The following is a 21,990-nucleotide window of genomic DNA, read 5'->3' as shown; positions in this document are numbered from 1 at the left end:
GAGATCAAAGGTGGGAGCGGGCTTGCTCGCGAAGAACGATAACGCGGTCCACCAGACAGCCACTCACTGTGGCGAGGGAGCTTGCTCCCGCTGGGCTGCGTAGCAGACCCGAACCCGGCAACCGTATCCCGCTGACACTTTCTGATCGTTCCCACGCTCCGCGTGGGAATGCATCCCGTGACGCTCTGCGTCACATCCGGAAGCGGAACGCGGAGCGTCCCTGGCGGCATTCCCACGCGGAGCGTGGGAACGATCAGACAAGGGTCGCGGTTATTCACTCTCCGGATCAATCTTGTTCTGACTCAAATACCGCCCCAGCGTCTCGTCCTGCACGGGTGTTGAGTTGTCCCCGGCCACTTGCCACAAGTGCCGTTCAATCCCTTGGGCCAACAAGTGTCCCACCGCCGCTTCGATCGCCGACAGCACGCACAATTGCGCCGGTTCGTTGGTGGTGTAGCCCACTTCGGCCTCAAGCAGTTTCTTGAACTCGATAAACTTGAACACCCCGGCGCTGCGGCCCACCGAGTAAATCGTTTTGCTGGTCATGACGTTCGCCAGCACTTGCCCGCTGCGCACGTCCACCGCCCGCAGGTTCACCGAGACCTGGTCTACCCGGTATTCCCGGGAGATGTCGATACCCAGGTACCGCGCGCCTTCCCCGCCGCTGCGTACGTTGGTGTCGTAGGCGATGATCCCGCCTTCAAGCATCAAATTTGCCGCTTGCAGCGGTGGAAGTTCGCCCTGGATGTTCACCGGGGTGTTCGGTTTTTTCTGCGAGGCGCGGATGATTTTGCGTTCGGTCAGCAGGTTTTGCAGGCCTTCGCGCTCCAGTACCACGAACCAACCGCTGGCCTGCAAGGCGTCCATCAACATGCTCGCGGCGCCCTGGGTCACGCTGGTGGAAAACGAGCTGGCCGGGGTCGGTTTGTATTGCCCGGTCTGGTCGCGGAAGCCGTAAACCACGGCCATCAACCGGCCTTTGGGCCGTGGCATTTTCAGCAAGTCGTAATAGGTCGACGCCCGTGGCGTGAGGGTCGGTGATTCCGTGTCCTGTTCGGCCGGCATGGTGTCGCGCAAGCTGCAACCTTGTAATGCCGCCAACATCAGCCCTAGCACAATTATATTTTTCATGTCCTTCACTCCCCGGCAGCCTGAAACCCGTCAAGGGTTGAGGCCGTTCACCTGAATTTCCGAAACTTCACCGGTCGCTCGGTCGGTCACTTCAATGCTCAGTGCGCCGGAGTCGTCGATGACGTTGACGATAAAACTGTCGGTGGACAGGCTCCCGGTGTTGCCCGTGGAGATGTTGTCCAGCAACTGCCCCAGCAACCGCGACTGCAATTGGCTGGTGAAGCGTTCGAGGGCCGATGTACCTGCCACCGCCGTGCGGTTTTTCAGGTCGGGGTCGTCGTAGTCGTTTTGCGCCTGAGCGTTGTTGAGCAGCCAGGTGCCGTTCAACGGGTTGCCGCCAAACGACGGATTGATCGGCGTGTAGACCAGCTCGGTGGCGTGGACCAGGCCGCAACTGCCCAACCCGAGGAGCCAAATGCCGGTGCGCTGTGAGAACGTTTTCTTGTTCATAATTCGTCCTTCTCCAGGTCGGTGGTGTCCTGCAATAACGTTTCCAGCTTGCGCTGGACGATCTGCACCCGGACCCAGTCGGCGGCGTCATACGCGTCGTCCTTGAGTTCCACGGTGTTCGGCGGCAGGAAGCGCCGGTAAACCAGGCGTTGTTGATATTCCACGGTCACCAGGCTGCCCCAGCGGGCCGAGGGTCGTTCGCGCACGACCAGGTTGAAATCCATCGGGCTGGTGGCGCGCAGGCGTTCACTGAACGAGTAGTAAAAGTCGTGGCCAATATGGGAGATCGTGTCGTCGACGATGAAACCCATCATTTCGTCCTCCTCGCCGGCCGGGGCCAAAGGGCTCAGCAACATCAGCAGCAGCGCCAGGCAATATCTGTTCATGGCGCCAACGCCTGTGGGGTGGTTGATTGAGGTTTCGGGCCGGACGCACCATCGAGGAAGGCTTTCTCGGCCACGAACTGCCAGTCCTTGTAGCTCGCCATGCCGACGAAATCCGACCATTGGCTGGGGAAATCCGTCTGCTTCAGCGGTGTGTCGGTGGATGGGCAGTAGAGACCGGTGATGCGCCCGTCGAACCCGCGCATCAGCTCCCATTCACCGCCGCCAATCGGGTCCGGATAGAGCTGGCGCAGATGATGTTTGGGGCTTGGAAAGCGTTCGTCCTGCAGCAGGTCTTGCAGCTCTTTCGGGTACTGCGCCAGCCCCGGCGAACTGCGGTAATAACTGCGCAGCGCCTGGGCGTATTGGGTACCGACCCACAGCAACTGGCGTTCACGATCACGCCGCGAGGCGGTGGACCACAACTCCCCGGCGCTGGCCAGACCCATGCCCATCAGCACAATCAGGAACAACACGCCCAGGTAAGTGAACCCACCCTCGCTGGCGGGACTACCACTCGGAATAAAGGCTGCCATCACGCGCCCTCCCGGTAGCACCGCTTTTGATATCGGCCACTGCGCCCGGTACGCCGTCCGGCGGCGCGACCAGGACCCAGAGGTCTTTGCGTTCGGCAATCGGGTCGGTCGGCGGGTTGCGCAAATAGCGCTGCTCAACTAACTGCTCGATGGAATCGGGATAGCGCCCGGTGTCGCCGTAATAGTGATCCAGCGCTTCGCGCATCGCCGACAGGCTCTGGCGCAGCGTGGTCTCTTTCGAGGCCTCGAGGCTGCCGAAATAGCGCGGCAAGGCAATCGTCATCAGGGTCGCGATGATGGCCATGACCACCATCAGTTCCAGCAGGGTAAAACCCTTTTCCCGGCGCATAGGTTCACCACTCGCGGTAGGCAATGCCGTTGAGGCCCCTGCCCCGGGCTTTGGAGTAGACGTCAAACACGTCTTCGCCTTCCCGTGGGTTTTGAGCCGTACTGTCGTAGGAGCGCAGGCCCCAGCCACCGTCGTCGTTACGCTTGACCGGCAGCAGCGGGTCGTGAGGCACCCGGCGCAAAAAGTAGAACTTGGCACCCTTGGCACTGCGCACATCGCGCACGCCATCCACCAGCACTTGCAGGTTGGGCGGGTAGCCGCTGCTGTTCAGCGACTTCTCGATATAACCGGCGTCAAAGGCACGTTTGTAGGCGTCGATGGCGTCGCGAATCTGGTACAGCGCCGCGCGCATGTCCTGCTCCTTGCCACGCCGCACCACGGTCTCGGTCAGGGGCGCGGCCATGCCGGCCAACAGGCCGATCAGGGCCAGCGTCACCACGACTTCAATCAAGGTAAAACCGCGCTGGGAGGCGTTCATGATCAAGGCTTCTCGACGACAACGTGGGCGGAAGACGCAACCGGTGTGGTCATGACGTCGGTACGAATCGCCGATTCCATGCCACGGTCAGGCGCCTGGATGTGCATGCTGGTTTCGGTGCCGGTCTGGAATTCCATGTCCGACGGGCTCTGGTAAGGCAGGTTGCGCACGATCCGTGGAGTGATCGACAACACCAGTTCCGATTTGCCGACGGTGTCCTTGTTGCTGCCAAACAAGCGGCCCAGCCCAGGGATGTCGCCAAGACCCGGAATCTTGTTGCCGGTGGCGCCGTGGTCGTTGCGCACCAGACCCGCCAGGATCTGGGTTTCGCCGTCGTGCAGGCGCAAGGTTGTCTGGGCGTTGCGGGTGTCGACCTGCACCGGAATCGTGCCCTGGCGGGTCGGTTCCAGCGGCGTGGCGTTACTCACTTCCAGGGCAATCTTGATCGCCACTTCGTTGTTCAAATGCACGATCGGCTGCACTTCCAGCTTCAGACCGACATCCAGGTAAGTGACGCTTTCGGTGATCACCGGGCCCTGAGTCGAAGGCACCGAGGTGGCGCTGATGATCGGCACACGCTGACCAATGTGGATACGCGCCTGTTCGCGGTTGCTCACGCGAATCACCGGGCTGGCCAGGGTGTTGATGTCGTTGTCCTGCGCATTGATCTTGGCTTGTGGCGACGGCGAAATGGAGATCCGGCTGGAATTGATGCCCTTGAGTTGATCAAGGATCGTCACCCCGGAACCGTCGCTGTTGACCACGCCGAAGGTGCTCGGCCATTGCAGGCCCAGGTCGAGAATGCGCTGGGTGGCGACTTCCATCACTTCCACTTCCAGCACCACTTCAGGATCGGACTGATCTTGCGATTGCAGGAGTTTCTCGGCCATGCGCACCGCATCTTCGGTGTCGCGCATGGTCAGGGTGTTGAGGCGTTCATCGACGAACACATCGCGGGTCTTGAGCATGGTCTTGATCATGTTCAGCGCGGTGTTGGCATCGACGCTGGTCAGGTAGAAGGTGCGCATCACCAGTTCCTGATAATCCTTGAGCTTCTGCGGCGAGTCCGGGTAGATCAGCAAGGTGTTTTCGTTCACCACTTTCTGGTGCAGTTGGTTCTGTTGCAGCAGCAGTTCCACGGCATCTTCGATGCGCACGTCACGCACGAAGATCGTGGCTTTCATGTCCGGGCGCAGGTCTTTGTCGAAGATGAAATTCAGCCCGGCGACCTGGGACAGCACTTCGAAAATGGTTTTCAGGTTGGCGTCGCGAAACTCCAGGGTCACCGGCCGATCCAGGCGTGTGCGCAGCTGTGGATACGGCACCACGTTGCGGCTCTGGACCAGGCGAATGTTGCCTTGCAGTTCCAGGGCGCCTTCATTTTTCGGGTCGAGCTCGAGCATCTGTTTGACCTGACGGTCGGCGCCGTAGATGTCGCCCCGGCGCAGGTCGCCCCGGGCCAGTTCAAGTTTGTCGTCCTGGCTGCGCAGGTAGTCGAGTTGCTTCAGGGAATCCTGGGCGCGACGGTTGCTCGGTTCGATGGTCAGCACCCGACCGTAGGCCAGGCGCGCCGAAGGAAAGTCCCGGCGCGCGCGATCGGTGTCGCCGGCGGTCAACAGCGCGGTAATCGCCTTGGCGCGACCAGTATTCAGCAGCAGGTGCAATTCCGTGTCCCGAGGGTTTTCCCGCAGGCCTTCCTGGATGCGCGCCAACCCGGCCTCGTACTGGCCTTGTTCAATCAGGTCGGACGCTTCTTTGTTGGCGACTTGCGCCGAACTGCACGCGGCCAGCGCTGTGCTCAGGCACAGGCTCATCAGCAAACGGGATCTGTTCATTGCGTGCTCCCCACAGACAAGGTCTGGGACAAATGCAGAGGCAGGTAGACCAGGCTCAATTCCACATCGGAAATGCCCTCGATCCGCCACGTGTCGTCGATCACATCCCCTTTGCGTACGACGTATATTTTTTCGCCGTTCTGCAAAAACACTTGCAGGTCGGATTGGTTATGCAGCCTGCCGACGAACTGGAAAGGCATCGCTGGTGCGCTTGGGGTTTGCACCACCGGGGTCAGGTTGACGGGTTGTTCGGTGACGCTGGCCAGCGTCGGTGCAGCCTTCCAGCTGCGGGTGGCGAACAGGTCGCCGGACGGGCTCAAGTCCTTGATCGGCGCGGCTTTGACGCTGGCCGCTACGGTCGATGCTTTGCCTTTGACGGGTTTGGCCACGGCCGCGACGCTGATCTCGCCGTCCTCCGGTTGCCGCAAGTAATCCGGCAACCAGGCCAGCGCCGCCGCTACGCCGAAGAACGCCACCCAACCCACTACGCGTTTGGTATTCATCACGACCTCGACAGGTAAAGGGTCATGCGGATCCGCCCGGTCAGGTCGGTGTCGGCGATCTTCTTGCGCTGGAACTCCACGTCCTCCACCACCACCGCCGGCAACTGGCCGAGCAAGGCGTGCAGGAAGCGCCGCAGTTGCGGATAGCTGCCGCGTACTGGCAGCAGAATCTGATAACGAGCGAGATGGGTCTTGGGGTCGATGCCCAGGGAATATTCGCCCCGGGCCAGGGTGATGTGTTCCAGCGCGGCCAAGGCGTAGATCTTGTCGATGGCCACGGTGGCTTGCGGCTGCGACGGCAATTTGCTGCGGAAGTCGTCGAGTTGCCGTTGCGGCACCACCGGTGGCGCGACGCTGCCGTCTTCCACCTTGGCCAGGTACTCGCCGGCTTCGCGGGTTTGCTGGCTGAGGGTTTGCAGCGACTGCCAGTCCGGCACCAGTCCGGCCAGGGCATACATCAGCGCCACCGCCACCAGTGCCATCCCGGCCAGGCCCGGAATACCGAGGCCTTGCAGGTATTCGTGCACGATCAGTCTAGGGATTCGCATCGCCAATCTCCCACGTCGCCGACAGGTTGAATTGCACCGGATGTTCCGGCACGTTGGCGACGATTTCATGGCTCAGCAGGGACACGTCCGACAGCTCGTCGCTGGCTTCCAGACGCTGGTGAAATTCGAGCATCGCTTCCAGGTCCCGCGCCTCGGCGCTGATTCGCACTTGGCCTTTGCGGGCATCGGGCGTCAGGGTCAGCAAGGCAATGTCATCCCGAGGCATGGCTTCGAGCATGGCGAACAAGCGTTCCCATGGCCGACGCAGCTGTTGGGAGACCTTGCGCATCTCGGCGAGGTTTTGTGCTTGTTCGCGGGTCTCGGCCGGGGTCAGGCCGACTTTGCCGCCGGTGTCGCCGGTGAGTTCGCGTTGGGCGTGTTGCAAGTGACCTTGCTGTTGCGAGGATTGCTGGTCGAGGTGCTGCTGGGCGAAGAAGCACGCCAGGGTCAGTGCCACACCGGCGGTCATCAAGCTCCAGCCCAAAGGGCCCGAGCGGCGGCGTGGCTGGAAGTCGAGGGTCAGGGCGCGCATGTCAGGCCACCGCCCGGGACATCATGTACAGGCAATCCCGTACGTTGGTCCGGTCTTCTTCAAGGGTCCGCAGGTGTACGCCGGGCACTTCGGGTTGTGAGTCGATGCGAGCCGGGGCGTGCAGGTAGACGTTGAGTGGCCGTTCACTGCTGGAGGCCTGCAACTGGTTTTCCCGGCCAATCAGTGCGGCTAGCGCCGCATCGCTGTCGCTGCTGCCTACCGAGCGCACCGAGGTCCAGCGCCCTTCCCGGGCCAGCAGCAACACACTGCGCACCGGCTCGGCGACGACGAACAGGAAGTCCCCGGCGTCGAAGCCTTTATCGAAGTGATTGAACGCCGCCATCAGGTACGGCTGCACCGAACGCAGGCGCAAACCGCGAGCGCTGACCAGGCTGCGCAGGCGTTCCAGCAAATCCTGAGGCAAGGCCGACGCGATACGGTCGAAGCCTGCCGGTTCCGCCGAGAGCACCAGGCTCCAGGGTTGGGTCGGCACGCCGTAGAGGTCTTCGAAACACAGTTGGGCAAAGCCGAGCAACTCGTCGGGGCTGCTGATCTGGTCGCTCCAGGGCACCAGGCAAAAGCGGCTGAAGTGCCCGGAGACCACCACGCTCAATTCGGCACCGGCACGGGCATGTTCGCCGAGCAGACGGTCGAGGGTTTCCAGGGCAACGGCCCAGGCGTGGAAGCCTTCGTCGATAAAACCGACGCTGCCCAGCCAACGGGTGTCGCTGCCCTGGCGCTGGCCGAGGCCGACGCCACTGGCGCCGAGCACGGCGACATAACGATCACGAGACAAAAGTGACACGATTGATCTCCTCGAGCGTAGTACGCCCCGCTTGCACCAGTTCCAGCGCCGACTCGCGCAACAGCCGCAAGCCACGTTTGCAGGCGTGGGCCTTGATTTTCGAAATGGGTTGGCGCTCGACGATCATTTGCCGCAGCTCATCGTCCAGGTGCAGCAGCTCGGCAATCGCCGTGCGCCCGCGGTAACCGGTGCCCCGGCAATGGCCGCAGCCCTTGCCATGCACGAAGTGGTAATGGCCGACCTGTTGCGGGTCGAGGCCGGACAGTTGCAGTTCTTCTTCGCTCGGCTGGTGCGGTGCGCTGCAACTGGCGCACACCAGGCGAATCAACCGTTGAGCCAACACCGCGTTGAGCGCCGAGACCAGGCTGTAGGGGTCGATTTCCATCTGGGTGAAACGGCCGATCACATCGAACACGTTGTTGGCGTGGATGGTGGTAAACACCAAGTGCCCGGTGAGCGCGGATTGCACGGCGATCTGCGCGGTGTCGGGGTCACGGATTTCACCGACCATGATCTTGTCCGGGTCGTGGCGCAGGATCGAGCGCAAACCACGGGCGAAGGTCAGGCCTTTCTTTTCATTCACAGGGATTTGCAGGACGCCCGGCAGTTGATATTCCACCGGGTCTTCGATGGTGATGATCTTGTCCACGCCGTGGTTGATCTCGGTGATCATCGCGTAGAGCGTGGTGGTCTTGCCGCTGCCCGTAGGGCCGGTCACCAGCACCATGCCATAGGGTTCGGCGGCGAGGCGGCGCAGTTGTTTGAGGGTGTCTTCTTCGAAACCCAGGGCCTGCAATTGCACACCGCTGACCTTGTCCGCCAGGTCCTGTTTGTCCAGCACCCGCAGCACGGCGTCTTCACCGAAAATGCTCGGCATGATCGACACCCGGAAGTCGATCTGCCGACCGCTGATGCCGATTTTGAAGCGCCCGTCCTGAGGCACGCGTTTCTCGCCGATGTCCAGCTCAGCCATGACCTTGACCCGGGAAATCACCTGCTCGGCGAACTCGCTGCCCTGGATCTTGCTGATGTTATTGAGCACGCCGTCGATGCGGTACTTGATCACTAGACCGCTGCCGGTAGTGCCCAAGTGGATGTCGCTGGCGTGCATTTTCAGCGCGTCGTAGAGGGTCGAGTTGACCAGTTTGACCACCACGCTGGCGTCTTCGCTGATGCTGGTCAGGGACAGGCTTTGCAGGTTGTCGATCTCGACATTCGCATCGGCTTGGGCGTTGAGCGACTCCACCGCGTGGAAGCTTTCTTCGTGCCGGGCCAGGTAGGCTTTCAGGTCGTCGGCATGCACCAGATACAGCGGCGCGCCGTGCAGGCAATCGTCGATCCAGGCCAGGCGCGCCGTGTCGAACGGGTCGGCGAACACACCGATGACTTCGTCGGCATGGCGCAGCAGGATGAATTCGCGCTTGAGGCATTGGGCCAGGGTGACCCGGTCGAATACTGGAGTGGCCTGGAACAGCGTGTCGGTGTCGAGCACCGGGTAATGCAGGGTAGCGCCGAGGCACTGGATAAACGGCATGGGGGCCAGTTCGCACAACACCCCGAGGGCGTCCAGTACCCGTTCGCCGGAACTGGCGGCCCGGATCCGCGCCTGGGCCAATTGCTCACTGGAAAAGCGTGACGGTACAGACTCCAACGGTGCCGGTTCGACGGCAAGTGATAGACGTTCCATGGCTTGCTCTCCAACGCCGGGGGCTTAAAGCCCTGTCGGCGCGGCAGGCCATTGCGGCGGGAGCCGGAACGTCGTGTCGCGCCACTACTCCCCGGTGAGCAATTGTTCGTCGTCCGGTGCCAGCGAGGCCGATGTTCGTCGGCGATCCGCCAGCACCCAACTGCCGTCGTACAACTGCAGCGGGAAACTCTCAGTCCTGCTCTGGCGTCGTTCGACAAAACCTTCAGAAGTGCTCACGCCTGCTTTGGCTTCGCGCTCCATCCCCAGAAGGTCGCAGACTGCACGGGCCAATTCCGCCAATGGAAAGGGTTTGAACAGGATATGGCTGACACCTAACTGTCGGGCCCGCTCACAGACTTCAGCGGTTGGGTGCCCGGTGATCAGCACAAAATGACACTTCCTGTTCTGGCGGACGGCATCGAGCACCTCAAAGCCTTCCATATCCGGCAAGCGGTAATCGAACACCATCACATCAGGTGCAAAACTTTCGGCTTCGCCGATGGCCATGGCACCGTCGTGAGCTATCCGGACGTCCAGCGCTTGCGCCTGAAGGTAATCCTTGAGGTTTTCGGCAAGCAGTTGTTCGTCTTCGACAACCAGTACTTTGTTTAACAAGGTCGACTCCTTGAAACCGCAGGTCCGAGTACCGGGCCTGGCGGAGTGCGCGCCTTACAAGGACTAACGCACACTTCATGCCAGGCCGAGCGCCGGTATTTTTATCTCTTCATGTCCTTGAATTTGAAGACAATGCCAAGTCGTCCAGATCCCCCTCCCCCCAAAGGCGGGGAAGCGCATGGATTGGCATTGAAGCTTTTCCCCATTATTGGGGGGGAACGTTCAATCATCGTCAATCCGCTCAATGCGATTACGGGATCGCAGTTGCGCCAAAACGTCTCGACGAGCCTGGGCCTTTTGCTGTCGGGCAAGGTATACCCGGACTGTTTCAAGCCCCTGCTCCTCTGTGACATCGGTCGCCTCCTGGTGGTTCTGTAAATAGATCAAATGCCAGCCGACCGCAGTACGCACCGGTTCACTGACCTGCCCTGGCTTCAGGGCGAACGCCGCCGCTTCAAATTCAGGCATCATGCGCCCGCGCGCGAAATAGCCCAAGTCCCCGCCTGCACTGGCCGAAGCGTCTTCGGAGGCACTGCGGGCGACGCCGGCAAAATCTGCGCCACCAGCGATTTGTACACGTAGCTCTTCTAAGCGTAGTCGCGCGGCCTCGACTGTGGCGGCATCGGCGCCCTGGGGCACTTTGATCAGGATATGCCGGGCCTGGATTTGCTCGGGGCTGCTCATCTCGACGCGGTGCTCCTCAAAGAAGGCCCTGACCTGTTTTTCGTCCGGCTCCGCAACGCGGGTGAGGTCGGCAAAGACCTCTTGGGCGGCCAGTTCCCGTCGGGTGTACTCGGTAAAACCCGCCTCATCGAAACCGGCGTCTTGCAGCTTGCGGGCGAACACCTCGGCGCCGCCGATGGCCTGACGGGTCAGCGCCACCTGGCTTTGCACCGTGGCATCGCTGATCACCACCCCGCGCTTGAGCGCTTCCTGCCACAACAGCTCTTTGTCGATCAGGGCATCCAGCGCGGCCTGACGCAGCTGCTTATAGGCCTTGGGATTGCGAATGCTGGCCACCGCCCGGCCCTGGTCTTCCAGGTATTCGGCGAAATAGCGTTCCAGGCGAAACTCGGAAATCTCCTCGCCGTTGACCCGCGCCGCTGCCGGCCCGTTATTACTGAAGGCCACGGGCACCCAGAGCATCAGCAGCAACAATAGCGTCTTCATGATCGAAGCCTCCGGTCAGGGTGTAGCGGCAATGGGTTTGTAGGGCGCGACCAGGTAAAAGCGTTGGTCGGTCAGGTCCACGGTGACGATATGCGCGCCGTTCAGGCCCAGGCGCCGGCCGGGGCCGAAGCTGATCAGCGGGGTCAGCCCGGTGTCGAAGTCGTGCAGGCTTTCGAGGGCGCCGATGAGCTTTTCGCGGCTGGCATCGCGTCCGGCCTGCTTCATGCCTTCGCTGAACAGCAGCATCGAACTGAATGCGCCCACTTGCAGCACCGCGTGTTCGCCGCCGAGGCCCTGATGTTCGCGCAACAACGTCAGGGCCTTGCGACCGGACTGGGTCCAGTCGCTGGGCACGAACGGATAGGCGAGGAACACCCGCCGGGAAAACCCGCTGGGCACTTGCAGCAACTCCCCCGCCACCTGGTTCGATGCGGCGAACAGGTACGGTACCTGCCCCGCCGTCTGCAAGCGTTCGGCCAGGCGACTGAAGCCACCGCCACTGCCCAGGTAAAACACCGAACGCGAGCCCAGCGGCAACTCGTCCTGAGCCGAGTCGTAGGCTTGCAATCGCACGTCCTGCCAGGCATGAGCCTGCAAATATTGGCCGAGGCTCTGCGCTGCCAGCCGTTGGCCGGGGTCATCCGGGTAAGCAATCAGTGTCGGCCCCGGCAGCACCCGCAGGCTGTCGGTGGCGTAGTCGGCCAAGGCGATCAGTTGCTCGCGCAAGCCGGGCAGCGGTTCGAAAATCTGCCGACTGGCCTGGGCCGTGCCGAGCAGCGACAGCGGCCCGATCAGTGGCACGCCGGCCCGTTCCAGGCGGGCGGCCAGTTCAGTGTCCAGCGCCGGGACCAGCGGCGCGATCAGGGCGAACACTTGTTCTTGATCGATCAAGCGGTCGAGTGCCTGTTCGGCACTGGCACGGTCCGGGCCGGGGTCGAGAATGGTCAAGCGCAGCTTGCGGCCGTGAATCCCGCCGGCCTCGTTGATCCGCACCACGCTGCCCTGAAGCACCGCGGCCACCGTCGCGCCCTCATCGCTCATCGGCCCGTGGCTCGGCAACAAGGTGCCCAGGTGCAGGCTATCGGGGCTCAGGCCCGGATCGCGGTCTTCGCCCAGGCGCTTGAGGTAGGCGCTGAGGTCCCGTTGATCCTTCATCGACAGCACAAACCGCGGCATGGCCGGGTCGAGCTGATTGTTGCCGGGGTCGCGCCCTTCCTGAATCGCACGTGCCAGCGTGCCCTCGGTGTAGGCCGGGTAATCGCGGCCATTGACCTGCTGCTGACCGTAGCGGCTGCTGAGTCGTGACCAGTTCAGGTCCGGCGGCCGCACCCCGCCCTCCGCCCGCCCCTGGCCGTCGGCGCCGTGGCAATTGGCGCACGGCAGGCTGCTGGCCGGCAGCAAAATGTCCGCCGCGCCGACCCGGGCCATCACCGTTTCACCGCTGCCCGATAACCCTTCGCGGTACAAACGCTTGCCCGCACTTTCGCTGGGGCTCAGCGGTAACGCACTGGAGCTCAGGCTGAAGCTGGCGAGAAGGATCATGAGGGCAATATTCATGGCCCGGACTCAGCGACCGACCACGGGCATTGTCAGCAACTGCAAGCGCTGGGCAATGGCGGCGGCCGGGGCATCGGGACGGATCTTGCTCCAGCGTTTGTTGGCCACGTCACCGACGATCAGTTGCGTGGAATGTTGCTCGGGCGTCGGCACGATCTGGCCAATGCGGCCCAGCACCAGATCCATTTGCGCCTTGTCGCCGGTAAGAAAAAGCCAGTGAGGGCCATCGACGCCCTGCTTCAAGGTGTAAGCCTTGAGCACCGCCGGGGTGTCCCGCAGCGGATCACTGGTAAGGGAAATGAAGGTGATGCCGTCAGCCTTGTCGCCCAGCACTTCGCGCACTTCCTTGAGTTTGCGGGTGATCAGCGGGCAGGCATCGGTGCAACTGGTGAAGATCACGTTGAGCAGCACCACGCGGTTTTGCAGGGCATCGCTGTAGAAGCGCAGGGTGTTGCCGTTCTGGTCCTGCAACGGCGTATCGGTGAACCATGTTTTCGCATCGCGGGTGCCGGTTGCCGGTGCGGCGGCGCTCACCGTTGGCGTCGGTTCTGTGTGCTGTTCGTGAGAAAACGCCAGGAAGCTGATCACGCAAAAGCACATGGTCAGGAAGATCAAAATAAGCGCTTTCATGGCTGGTTCTCCATGGCGATAGCAGTGTGTTTGGCGTGGGCATTGCGTTGGCCGCTGAGTTTTTCCACTTCACGGGTCAGCACCGTCGGATCGGTGAAGCCGTAGTAGCGCGTCCAGTGGCGGCTGTTGCCGTCGCCGACCATGATCAGCGGCGCATGGTTCTTGAAGTCGCCGCTGAAGGTGCCGAGGCCCTTGAGGGTTTCGGTCACCGATTGCGGGCTGCCGGTGAGCCAGCTCCAGCCCGGACCGTTCTGGAAGCTGCGGGCGTAGTCGTTCAGGCGTTTGGGGTCATCGCGCTGGGGATCGATGCTGATCGATACCAGTTGCACTTCTTTGCCGACCCGGGCACCCAGCTGTTTCTGCACCTTGCCCATGATCGACGACACCACCGGGCACACCGTGGTGCAACTGGTGTAGATGAAGCCCATGACCACGATTTTGTTGCTGATCAGGTCTTTTTCCAGGCGTACCGCTTTGCCGTTCTGGTCCACCAGCGCGACGTCGGCGAATTTCACCTGGGCGCTTTCCTGGGTCTTGGCCGGCGGCGCGTTGTGCCCGGCATGTTCATCCGCCGAATGCGCCAAGGCCTGGCCGATGCCGGTGGCCAGCAGGCAGAACGTCAACAAGCCACGGTGTGCGAATCGGTTCATGTCAGTTTCCTCTTCGGTGGTCATCGCAGGGCAGTACCCGGACGCTGGCAAAGGTCTTGTCATCGAAATTCGCGCCCAGGGACGCCGCGCGCACATGCAGGTACCAGGCGCCGCTCTGGTCGAGGGTCACCGGCGCTTCATACACGCCGTTGCCCAAATCCAGCGCGGCGACTTCCTGGGCCCGGGACGTCGGGGCGCGGAAGTAGCGCACGTGCACATCCTTGACCCCGCTGCGTTGGGTTTTCTGTTGGCCCTCAACGATGCGAAAGCGCACGACATACGGGTCGCCAAGGTCGGCCGTGGATTTGTCGAGCATGAATTCCACTTTCGGCACGCCGGGGCGTTGGGCGAGGTTTTTGTCCGGCTCCACCAGGGCACTGAAGCAATGGATGATGTTCGGTTGGTTGAGCAGGAACGCCACGTCGAAACGCCCGGCCTGGGGCAGTTTGATCCGTGCGCTGTACAGCCCCGGCTCGACTTCCCGCAGGCTGCGGTCGATGACCATCGCGGCCCGCGCCACCTGCCCGCGATTGGGGTAGCCGGACATCGGCGCGTTCATACCTTCGGCGTAGAAGTAGGTGGTGTTGTCCACCGGGTTGACCACGAACACCGCGTTGTCGTCCCGCGACACTGCCAGGCTCGACGCCAGCGGCAGATCACCGGCCAGCCGTGGCGCCTGGGGCCCGGCTTCGAAGCCCTGGCTGATCGGCGTGCGGCCTTCGCCGAGGGACGCGAGGTTGATCATCGTCACCTTGGCCGAAGCCAGTCCGCGCACGTAGGCGTAGGCTTTGGTGAACACCACTTGGTAGGGTTCGGCGGAGACGTCGATTGAATGAATACGCGCATCGGTGGCGGCGTCGATCACCTCGGCGCGGTTTTCCAGGGTGTTGAGCACCACGCCAAAACGGCCGTCGGCGCTGAAGCCCATCGGACCGAGGCCCTGGCCCAGTTTGATCACCCGCCGCACCGCGAGGCTGCCGGTATCGACCACGGTCACGCTGCCGTCCTGGCCATCGGCGACGTACACCGCTTGGGACAGCGGTGAGTACGCCACCGACAACGGGTGGGTGCCGGTCTTGAGTTGTTGGCTGATGGTCAACGTGGCGACGTCGATAATGCTCAGGGTGCCGTCGTCGCGGTTGGTGACGAAGGCATGGCGGCTGTCCTTGCTGAAGGCGATTTCGTGGTGACCTTTGCCGGTCGCGAGGTGTTTCAGGGTCTTGAGGCTGCGGCTGTCAATGACGGTGACGCCGGACTCCTCGGCGGTTTTGCCATTGTTGCCGACCCACAGCAGACGCTCGTCCGGTTGCAGCGCCACGCGCACCGGGTTGTGGCCAGCGGCAACCGAGTCGATCTGTTTGAATTGTTCGCTGTCGATCACCGCCACTTCGCCGGCGGTGGGCATCGAGATGAACACGCGTTTGTTGTCTTTGGTGGTGACCCAATCCATCGGCGCTTGCTTGAGATCGATGCGCGCCATGGTGCTGGTGATGCCGCCGACCGACACCGATGGATCGACCACCGAGACGCTGGCATCGCGGTTCATCACCAGCAGGAAGTAGCTGTTGAGGTCAAGCATGGGACGTGCGCCGATGCTGGATTTCAGGAACACCCCGACCCGGGATTTGCAGCTCTGTTCGCGGCCCTGGGCCTGGTCGGCGGCGACGGTTTCCGGGTCGAGCCAGGCACCGGGATTCACCCCGGACAGCGGCTGGCCGGAATTGCTGTCAGTGACGCGGAACTGCACATCGGCAAACCCGCCTTCACGCAGCACACCGTCCTCGGCCAGCGCCTGCACCTTGAAATCCACCGCCACCCCGTCACGGGCCAGCGTCTGGCCGCTCCAGGTGTCCGGCAGCGCCACCTCGCTGAGCATCGTGGGTGGCGCCGTGCGCCAGATGCCCAGCCAGAGCAACACAGCGGCGACAACCAGCGCACACCCGGCGATTCTTATTGTCCTGTTCATACCGCGTCTCCCGTTACCCATGACTACCTGCCACACCGGCCCCCTTGTGGGAGCGGGCTTGCTCGCGAAAGGGCCATCACATTCACCCTCAATGTCACCTGACCCACCGCCTTCGCGAGCAAGCCCGCTCCCACCTTCGATCTCCAGTGGGCGCAGCATCTGTGCCCACCTCCGCCCCCTTGTGGGAGCGGGCTTGCTCGCGAAGAGACCATCACATTCACCCTCAATGTCACCTGACCCACCGCTTTCGCGAGCAAGCCCGCTCCCACAGGGGTGATGTGCTCCATGTCCTACGGGGCTGGCGCCGGTTCCGGTTCGTTGGTCACCCGCAGCAATCCCCACAACCCGGCGGTGTTGCCGTAGGCGGCGTAGTCGCGGAACAGGTAGTCGCCCGGTATCGCGTTGCTGCCCCCGGCGCTCGGGTGCATGAAGCTGAAGTGCGCCGCCGGCAGGATGCTTTCGTGGGCGCCGATGTACATCGACATCGGGTTGTAGCCGAACCGCACCGAGCCCACCCCTGGCGTACTCATCGGATAACCACCGGTATCGCTCTTCTCTGACTGGAACGGATTGACCGACCACACATGCCCATCAAGCTGGAAGGTCGAACCGCGACTGCCCCCGGTCGGCATCAGAATGTGCGTGCGGAACGGTTGCCCCGGTTTCACATACAGCACCGGCGTTTGCGGATCGCCACCCACCAGCGCGTTGCTGTAGGCCATGTGCGCGTTCGGCACGTCGCCGTAGCCATTGCCATCGGCATGCCCGAACGGTGCGTCCGGCGCCAGGCCGAAGCGGAACCACATCGGCTCGGTCTTGTAGTTGATCGCCATGCTCGAGTTGTCCTGCGGATCAGTCGGCACGCCGTTGCCTTCCGAGGCAATGCCTTCCACCGGCCGACCGTTGGCCCAACGCATGTTCAACGCTTTCTGCCAGACCATCGCAAAGTCGCGGTAGGTGGTCTGCCCCGCCGCCGTGACCGTGGCCGAGACCTTGCGCACATCTTCAACCCAGGTCGCGCCGATCGGCAGGATGCTCATCGCGCCACCGAGGCCTTTTTGCGGCTGCTTGATCACGTCCGCCGGGGTGAAATTCAACCCGCCGAACTCCACCGCCGTGGCGTTGATGTTGTCGACGCTGCGGCCCAGTTGCGAGATCGGCTTGCCTTCGCGCTCCAGGTGCCCGGCGTAGTACTGATACGTGCGGGTCGGGTACGCGCCGCTGTTACCGACCCGTGGTGGCACGGTCTGGATCGGGTTGGCGCCGACGTTGGTGCCGTCGGATTTGGTGATGTCGTAGGCCAGCAATTGCGCATGCAGGCCAACGTGGCTCGACGGCCGCATCAGGTTGTTGCTGAAGGTGGTCGAGCCTTCGCCATGGTTGCGATCACGTTTGACGATGCCTTGCATCACCGCCGTCTGAGTCAGGTCCGGCATCACGCTGGGCAAGCGGTTTTCCAGGGTGATGTTGATGCAGTCACCGGCCGCCGCGCGCAGCACCAGCGGTTCGACAGGCACACCGGGTTTCAACTTGCCGGTGACCGGATCGAGGTCGGATTTGCGCACGTAAAGGATCGCCGTCGGGTCATGCAGCGGACCGCTTTGCCCGCCGATGGTGAAGGTCTCGCCATCCTCGGGATCGGTCACGGTCACTTGCGGAATGCTCACCGCCCGCGAGTTGTACACCAGCGTGCCCCCCGCCGGATTCAACGGCCCGCCCACGTGTTGACCAAGCCCCGCCGGGTCGCCGATGGACAGGCTCAGCGGATTGCCGAGGATGTCGTTGGCCAGCGCCGCAACCACGTCATAGTTGCGTTGCACGGTGGGCCGGGTGCCGATGCCATTCGGGTTGGCGCCGATCCGTGGGCAGGTGCCGTCGAACGCCACGGTGTTGCGCATACCCGCCGGTTTCGGGTTGTTCGGCAGCGCGAACAAATCGTTGCGCTGGGCCGTGTAGTTACGCATCACGCCCCAGATTCCGCTCCAGTAGCCTTCCAGGGACGCGTCCATCGAGTACAGATAATCCCCGGTGGTGGCCGCCGAACTGGAGAGCATCGAGACCGGCGCGATGAAGCCCATCTGTTCGGAGATCCCGATCATCTGCGACGAGCGCCAGCCAGAGTTGGAGCTGTTGCCGAAACCAGAGCCGCTTTGCAGCCACTTCACGCCGTGCAGGGTCACGTTGTGCTCTTCTTCGTGACCGCCGGCATGCACCCGCAGCCGCACGTTGTCACCGGTGTAGGTGCGCAGCATCGGAGTGAACGGGTCACCCGGTTCGGCGCCGCCCTTGTTGATGTGCGGCGGGAACAGCGTAGTGCCGCCGGTCGGGCCGGTGGCTGCAGTGACCAGGTTTGGCGCCAGGTTCATCGCCGGGATCGCGCGGTCGGTGCGGCTTTGCATGGCATACGCCAGGTCGCCGCCGAGGCCGTCGGCCTGCATGCCGCGCTTGCCGTCCGGGCCGACTTTGTTCGGGTCGTACACCCGCAGGGCCAGGGGTTCGTTGCGGTAATTGACCACGAACATGCCGGGGTCATCCACCGAGATCGCTTGCGGGCATGGCCGGCTCGGGCAGCCCGGCATCAAGCCGCCACGGGTTTCGACCACTTGTTCCAGCAGGGTCTCGGCCTGTTTGCGCAATGGTGGGTTGATCGAGTAGCGGAAGCTGTCCGCGGTGGCCGGGAACGCTTGTGGATTCGGCACGCCATCCGGTCCGGCGCCCACGTACACACCCGCTTCATAAGCGTGCTGGAAGTCGCTGTACTCGAGGAAGAACTCACGGAAGCTGTCGTTCTTGCCGTCGCCGTCCAGGTCGCCGGTGGACACCACCGCTTGCCACGACGTCGGCCCGCCATCCTGCCGCGCGCCGCTGTACAACGGCTCGCCGGTTTCGGCGTGGAACCAGGTGGAACCGGCCGGTTCTGCCAGCACCGTCGCATACAAGCCAATCTGTTGGTGAGTCGATGGGCCTAAATGGTCGTGGGTGAAAATGGTCCCGAGGCCACGGTCGACGCCTTTGGCATTCACCACCGGATCGACAAACCAGCGCTGCATCGCCGTGCGCGCCCCCAGCCAATCCGCGCGGCCATACTGACCGAAGAACGGGTGAGTCTTGGCTTTCGGGCAGGCCGGCGTGCCGTCACGCGGGTCGGTGCCTTCGCACTGGTTGAACTCGCGAATCGCGTGGATGCGTTCTTGCACGGCGCCGGGTGAGAGCACGCCGTCTTCGTAGTTCCAGCCGTTGGCCGAGCCGTCGGCGGCGGTCAGGTCCCACTTCGGCAGGTGAATGTGCTGGCCGATCACGTCGGTCGGCGTGCGCACCTGATAGTCATCCATCTCATAGGTGGCCGGTACCAGGTTGGTTTGCTGGTATTGCACGCAGTCGAAGGTGTTCATGCGCATCACCAGCGGTTCTGGCGGACGCTGCTTGGTGATCACCGGCCAGGCGTCTTCCCACAGGGCGAGGATGCGCGCTTGCGGGAAGTGGTAGCCGACCTTGTTGTACACCGCGTCGAACTGGATGTTCGCGGCTTTGTAGATGCGTGGACGGTCAGCGGTGAAGGTCGAGGAACCGACAAAGGACATCCCATCGACGCGCTCGCCGCTGTTGAACTCGCCCGTGCCGGCGCTGGCGGTCAGGCGTTTTTGCCGGTCGTCCATGCACGGTTCGTAGTACGGCGCACCGGCAATCGGCAACGCGCCGTTAGTGCGGAAAGCTTTCGCCACGATTTGATTACCGGGCAGCAGCGCGAAGCTTGGGTGATCCTTTTTCGCGTGGAAGGCCATGGCCGCCTGTTCGACTTCGGTGCCCTCTTCCGGCATGTAGATCGGTTTGGCGCGGGTCACTTCCTTGGAGAAATCCAGGGACGTGGTGACGGTGTGCGCCAGGCCACCGGAGGAGAAACCGTCCAGGGAATGCCGGCCGAGGCCTCCGTCCCAACCACCGGACTGCGCCGGGTCGAGATTGGCCCACAGGGCTTTGCCACTGGTTTTCAGGGACAAGGCCTTGGCGGCGTCGAGCATGTCCAGCGGTGGCGTTGGCGGACGTTGCCCGACCGAACTTTCCATGCCGCCGATCCAGAACGGATAGCCAGGGTTTTTCAGGCTGCCGTCGGCATTGCGGTTGGCTTCGCTGCGATCCACCAGGGCCAGGGAGCCGATGGCTTGAGTGCCACCGCCATGGTGTTCACCATCATCGTCGTCATCGTCATCGTTACCAGCCACCAGGGTTTCGCCGATTTTCGGTACCACGGCGACTTTGCCCGGCATCGGCGCCATGGCTTTGCCCGGCAACGGCACGACCGCAGGGATCGGCGTCCCGGCGACAATCTCGCCATCGGGCAAGGCCCGTGCACCCGCCGCTGGTTTACCGCTGCGCAAGGCATACGGCTCGCTGTGATAACCGTCGCTACCCTGCTGCGACACCTCAAGTTTGGTGCCTTCTTCAAACACATCGTGGACCCGCCACATGCTCCACATGCCTTGGGCAAAGTGCGGGTAGAAATGGCAGTGATAGATCGCATCGCCGGCCACGCGGTTACGGTTGCCCGAACCACCGTTGGCGATTTCGTAGGTATAGCCGGCGCCCGGACCGATGCCCTGGGCGTCCACGTAGTCGGTGTTATCATCGTTCGGGTTGAACAACCACTGATGGCCGTGCAGGTGAAAAATGTGCTGCTCGTGGCCGTTGTGGGTGTTGCGGAATTTGACGAAGTCGCCGATGTAGCTGTGGTTGACGTTGGCCGGCTCCGACGGATACAGCGCCATGGTCGCCTTGACCCCGATCTGATCCGCGCGGGGCGTTTCGCCGGGGCGAATGTTTTCCAGGCCAGCGTTGGCCGGTACGTCCACCAGCATCGCCACATCGCCGACGGTGTGGGAGCTGAGGAAGAATTCTTCGTAGGCGCAGGACAGGCAATCGTGCATCGGCCCGACGCCCAAGCGGTTGGCCACCACCTCGGCGCCCATGCCGCCGGAGCCGTAGTTGATCATGAACGAATCGCGGGTCGGTTCCAGCACGTGGGCCATCACCGGGTCAGCCCAATAGGCCGGGAACGCCTGGGTGGCGGCGGTTTCATCCTGGAACTGCGAGGCGAAGTCGCGGAACGGTTCGAGCCGATTGGGGATCGCCGGGTTGCGTTTGCCAACGGCTTCCAGCGGATAGGTCGAGGCCGGGAAGCTGCCGTCGGCGTTGCTGCCCATCACGATCGCATCGCTCTCGCTGGAAATGATTTCATTGCCGTCGACCATGCCGATAATCGGCGTGCCGGCCTTGCCTTCACGGATCCACGGTTCGCGCTGCGGGTAGCGCGCCTGGTAGTCGACAATCGGCTGACCGGTTGGCGTGCGGCCAGTGCTGGCCAGGCGCATTTCTTCTTCGGTCACGGTGTTGCGATAGGTGCGGCCGCCCTTGGGCACCACCACCACTTCGCCGAACAAACCGTTGGCGACGTTGCCCGCATCACCCTCGCCACCGAAGGTCGCACCACGGCTGCTGGCGGCGAATGCGCCTTCGCGCTCGGCGTACAAGGTGTAGGAACGGGTGGCGCCGGGGGCGATCAGGCTGTTGGCGTTGCGCCCGGTATAGGACGCGATGTCGTCGATGCTGTTGACCGCTTGCAGGCCGTTGACCTGGAAGCCGACGTGGCGGTCGGTGACTTGCTCATCGACCTTGAAGTCATCGTTGCCGAATTCGACTTCGCCCTCTTCTTCCTCACCGCCCTCGTGCGCCCCCGGATTGGCCTGGTAGGCCAGCAGGTTTTGCAGGTTGACGGTCAGGCAGTCACCGGCGGCGACGCGCAACACCAGCGGACGCGGGCGCTTGTCGGGGCGCAGGGAAACTTTGCCCGGCACCGCCGAACCACCCTGGGCCAGGGAGCGATCATGATCATCGACCACATCGCGGCGCAGGGCGAACATCATGCCGTTGGCGTTCTGTGCGCCGAGGCGGTTGAACATCAGCGGCTGATCGAACGCCACGACGTTGGCCACCAGATTGCGCTCGCAGCGCACGGCGGCTTCAGCCAGCTGCAGGCCAAACATCGGCGCTAAAAACAGCAGCAGGTTAACCAAGTGATGAGCGTGGGGTATGCCGGTCATGATCACGGGCCTCGCTGTGGGTGCTCACAGGAATAATTCTCGACAAGTCCGGTTGAGCAATCCGCATGCC

Annotated in this window: 19 protein-coding genes; all 19 read right to left on the bottom strand. The window is 62.9% G+C overall.

Annotation, left to right across the window (positions count from 1 at the left end; all coding sequences use genetic code 11):
• Positions 1-270: 270 nt before the first annotated feature.
• The 19 genes from ACIQY3_RS00815 to mnxG all read right to left on the bottom strand — a co-directional run bounded on the left by ACIQY3_RS00815 (position 271) and on the right by mnxG (position 21,920).
• Positions 271-1,131, bottom strand: a complete 861-nt coding sequence (locus ACIQY3_RS00815) for a CsgG/HfaB family protein (RefSeq protein ID WP_403016295.1) — start codon at positions 1,129-1,131, stop codon at positions 271-273.
• Between the two features lie 30 nt (positions 1,132-1,161).
• Positions 1,162-1,581, bottom strand: a complete 420-nt coding sequence (locus ACIQY3_RS00810) for a curli assembly protein CsgF (RefSeq protein ID WP_149658700.1) — start codon at positions 1,579-1,581, stop codon at positions 1,162-1,164.
• The gene (gene csgE / locus ACIQY3_RS00805) at positions 1,578-1,967 is read right to left on the bottom strand and encodes a curli production assembly/transport protein CsgE (RefSeq protein WP_403016292.1); all 390 of its coding nucleotides are present in this window, start codon (positions 1,965-1,967) and stop codon (positions 1,578-1,580) included. The genes ACIQY3_RS00810 and csgE overlap by 4 nt, the downstream gene beginning before the upstream one ends.
• Complete coding sequence (locus ACIQY3_RS00800) at positions 1,964-2,500, bottom strand: type II secretion system protein (protein WP_403016290.1); 537 nt, start codon at positions 2,498-2,500, stop codon at positions 1,964-1,966. The genes csgE and ACIQY3_RS00800 overlap by 4 nt, the downstream gene beginning before the upstream one ends.
• Positions 2,475-2,849, bottom strand: a complete 375-nt coding sequence (locus ACIQY3_RS00795; protein WP_403016288.1) for a type II secretion system protein — start codon at positions 2,847-2,849, stop codon at positions 2,475-2,477. Before ACIQY3_RS00795 ends, ACIQY3_RS00800 begins: the two co-directional genes overlap by 26 nt.
• Before the next feature lie 4 nt (positions 2,850-2,853).
• Entirely contained in the window at positions 2,854-3,327 is a 474-nt protein-coding gene (locus ACIQY3_RS00790) for a type II secretion system protein (RefSeq protein WP_403016286.1), read from the bottom strand.
• Between the two features lie 2 nt (positions 3,328-3,329).
• On the bottom strand, positions 3,330-5,162 hold the full coding sequence (locus ACIQY3_RS00785; RefSeq protein WP_403016284.1) for a secretin N-terminal domain-containing protein: 1,833 nt from the start codon (positions 5,160-5,162) through the stop codon (positions 3,330-3,332).
• Complete coding sequence (locus tag ACIQY3_RS00780; protein WP_403016282.1) at positions 5,159-5,665, bottom strand: hypothetical protein; 507 nt, start codon at positions 5,663-5,665, stop codon at positions 5,159-5,161. The genes ACIQY3_RS00785 and ACIQY3_RS00780 overlap by 4 nt, the downstream gene beginning before the upstream one ends.
• On the bottom strand, positions 5,665-6,213 hold the full coding sequence (locus ACIQY3_RS00775; RefSeq protein WP_054054507.1) for a GspMb/PilO family protein: 549 nt from the start codon (positions 6,211-6,213) through the stop codon (positions 5,665-5,667). Before ACIQY3_RS00775 ends, ACIQY3_RS00780 begins: the two co-directional genes overlap by 1 nt.
• A complete protein-coding gene (locus ACIQY3_RS00770) occupies positions 6,200-6,745 on the bottom strand; it encodes a PilN domain-containing protein (protein ID WP_054054510.1) in 546 nt (181 codons plus the stop codon). Before ACIQY3_RS00770 ends, ACIQY3_RS00775 begins: the two co-directional genes overlap by 14 nt.
• A 1-nt stretch (position 6,746) precedes the next feature.
• Complete coding sequence (locus ACIQY3_RS00765) at positions 6,747-7,550, bottom strand: hypothetical protein (protein WP_403016279.1); 804 nt, start codon at positions 7,548-7,550, stop codon at positions 6,747-6,749.
• Positions 7,531-9,237 (bottom strand): GspE/PulE family protein, encoded by a 1,707-nt coding sequence (locus tag ACIQY3_RS00760; RefSeq protein ID WP_403016277.1) that lies wholly within the window; start codon positions 9,235-9,237, stop codon positions 7,531-7,533. The genes ACIQY3_RS00765 and ACIQY3_RS00760 overlap by 20 nt, the downstream gene beginning before the upstream one ends.
• Positions 9,238-9,321: 84 nt before the next feature.
• Complete coding sequence (locus tag ACIQY3_RS00755; RefSeq protein ID WP_403016275.1) at positions 9,322-9,852, bottom strand: response regulator; 531 nt, start codon at positions 9,850-9,852, stop codon at positions 9,322-9,324.
• Between the two features lie 222 nt (positions 9,853-10,074).
• Positions 10,075-11,022, bottom strand: a complete 948-nt coding sequence (locus ACIQY3_RS00750; RefSeq protein WP_403016273.1) for a peptidylprolyl isomerase — start codon at positions 11,020-11,022, stop codon at positions 10,075-10,077.
• Between the two features lie 15 nt (positions 11,023-11,037).
• Positions 11,038-12,579 (bottom strand): ABC transporter substrate-binding protein, encoded by a 1,542-nt coding sequence (locus ACIQY3_RS00745; protein WP_403016271.1) that lies wholly within the window; start codon positions 12,577-12,579, stop codon positions 11,038-11,040.
• Positions 12,580-12,588: 9 nt separating this feature from the next.
• Positions 12,589-13,209: an SCO family protein gene (locus ACIQY3_RS00740; RefSeq protein WP_403016269.1), complete on the bottom strand. Its 621-nt coding sequence runs from the start codon at positions 13,207-13,209 to the stop codon at positions 12,589-12,591.
• On the bottom strand, positions 13,206-13,859 hold the full coding sequence (locus ACIQY3_RS00735) for an SCO family protein (protein WP_403016267.1): 654 nt from the start codon (positions 13,857-13,859) through the stop codon (positions 13,206-13,208). Before ACIQY3_RS00735 ends, ACIQY3_RS00740 begins: the two co-directional genes overlap by 4 nt.
• A gap of 1 nt (position 13,860) precedes the next feature.
• Complete coding sequence (locus ACIQY3_RS00730) at positions 13,861-15,825, bottom strand: YncE family protein (RefSeq protein WP_403016265.1); 1,965 nt, start codon at positions 15,823-15,825, stop codon at positions 13,861-13,863.
• Between the two features lie 290 nt (positions 15,826-16,115).
• A complete protein-coding gene (gene mnxG / locus ACIQY3_RS00725) occupies positions 16,116-21,920 on the bottom strand; it encodes a manganese-oxidizing multicopper oxidase MnxG (RefSeq protein WP_403016263.1) in 5,805 nt (1,934 codons plus the stop codon).
• Between the last annotated feature and the right edge of the window lie 70 nt (positions 21,921-21,990).

It is taken from the genome of Pseudomonas sp. NPDC096950 (assembly GCF_044762525.1).
In the GTDB taxonomy this organism is placed as follows: Bacteria; Pseudomonadota; Gammaproteobacteria; order Pseudomonadales; family Pseudomonadaceae; genus Aquipseudomonas.
This window is presented reverse-complemented; position numbering and strand designations above follow the sequence as displayed.

Coding starts and splice junctions, on each gene's coding strand:
- ACIQY3_RS00815 (WP_403016295.1), bottom strand. CDS start 1,131: ATGAAAAATATAATTGTGCTAGGGCTGATGTTGGCGGCATTACAAGGT.
- ACIQY3_RS00780 (WP_403016282.1), bottom strand. CDS start 5,665: ATGAATACCAAACGCGTAGTGGGTTGGGTGGCGTTCTTCGGCGTAGCG.
- ACIQY3_RS00735 (WP_403016267.1), bottom strand. CDS start 13,859: ATGAACCGATTCGCACACCGTGGCTTGTTGACGTTCTGCCTGCTGGCC.
- ACIQY3_RS00750 (WP_403016273.1), bottom strand. CDS start 11,022: ATGAAGACGCTATTGTTGCTGCTGATGCTCTGGGTGCCCGTGGCCTTC.
- ACIQY3_RS00740 (WP_403016269.1), bottom strand. CDS start 13,209: ATGAAAGCGCTTATTTTGATCTTCCTGACCATGTGCTTTTGCGTGATC.
- ACIQY3_RS00790 (WP_403016286.1), bottom strand. CDS start 3,327: ATGAACGCCTCCCAGCGCGGTTTTACCTTGATTGAAGTCGTGGTGACG.
- ACIQY3_RS00775 (WP_054054507.1), bottom strand. CDS start 6,213: ATGCGAATCCCTAGACTGATCGTGCACGAATACCTGCAAGGCCTCGGT.
- ACIQY3_RS00810 (WP_149658700.1), bottom strand. CDS start 1,581: ATGAACAAGAAAACGTTCTCACAGCGCACCGGCATTTGGCTCCTCGGG.
- csgE (WP_403016292.1), bottom strand. CDS start 1,967: ATGAACAGATATTGCCTGGCGCTGCTGCTGATGTTGCTGAGCCCTTTG.
- ACIQY3_RS00745 (WP_403016271.1), bottom strand. CDS start 12,579: ATGAATATTGCCCTCATGATCCTTCTCGCCAGCTTCAGCCTGAGCTCC.
- ACIQY3_RS00730 (WP_403016265.1), bottom strand. CDS start 15,825: ATGAACAGGACAATAAGAATCGCCGGGTGTGCGCTGGTTGTCGCCGCT.
- ACIQY3_RS00800 (WP_403016290.1), bottom strand. CDS start 2,500: ATGGCAGCCTTTATTCCGAGTGGTAGTCCCGCCAGCGAGGGTGGGTTC.
- ACIQY3_RS00760 (WP_403016277.1), bottom strand. CDS start 9,237: ATGGAACGTCTATCACTTGCCGTCGAACCGGCACCGTTGGAGTCTGTA.
- mnxG (WP_403016263.1), bottom strand. CDS start 21,920: ATGACCGGCATACCCCACGCTCATCACTTGGTTAACCTGCTGCTGTTT.
- ACIQY3_RS00770 (WP_054054510.1), bottom strand. CDS start 6,745: ATGCGCGCCCTGACCCTCGACTTCCAGCCACGCCGCCGCTCGGGCCCT.
- ACIQY3_RS00785 (WP_403016284.1), bottom strand. CDS start 5,162: ATGAACAGATCCCGTTTGCTGATGAGCCTGTGCCTGAGCACAGCGCTG.
- ACIQY3_RS00795 (WP_403016288.1), bottom strand. CDS start 2,849: ATGCGCCGGGAAAAGGGTTTTACCCTGCTGGAACTGATGGTGGTCATG.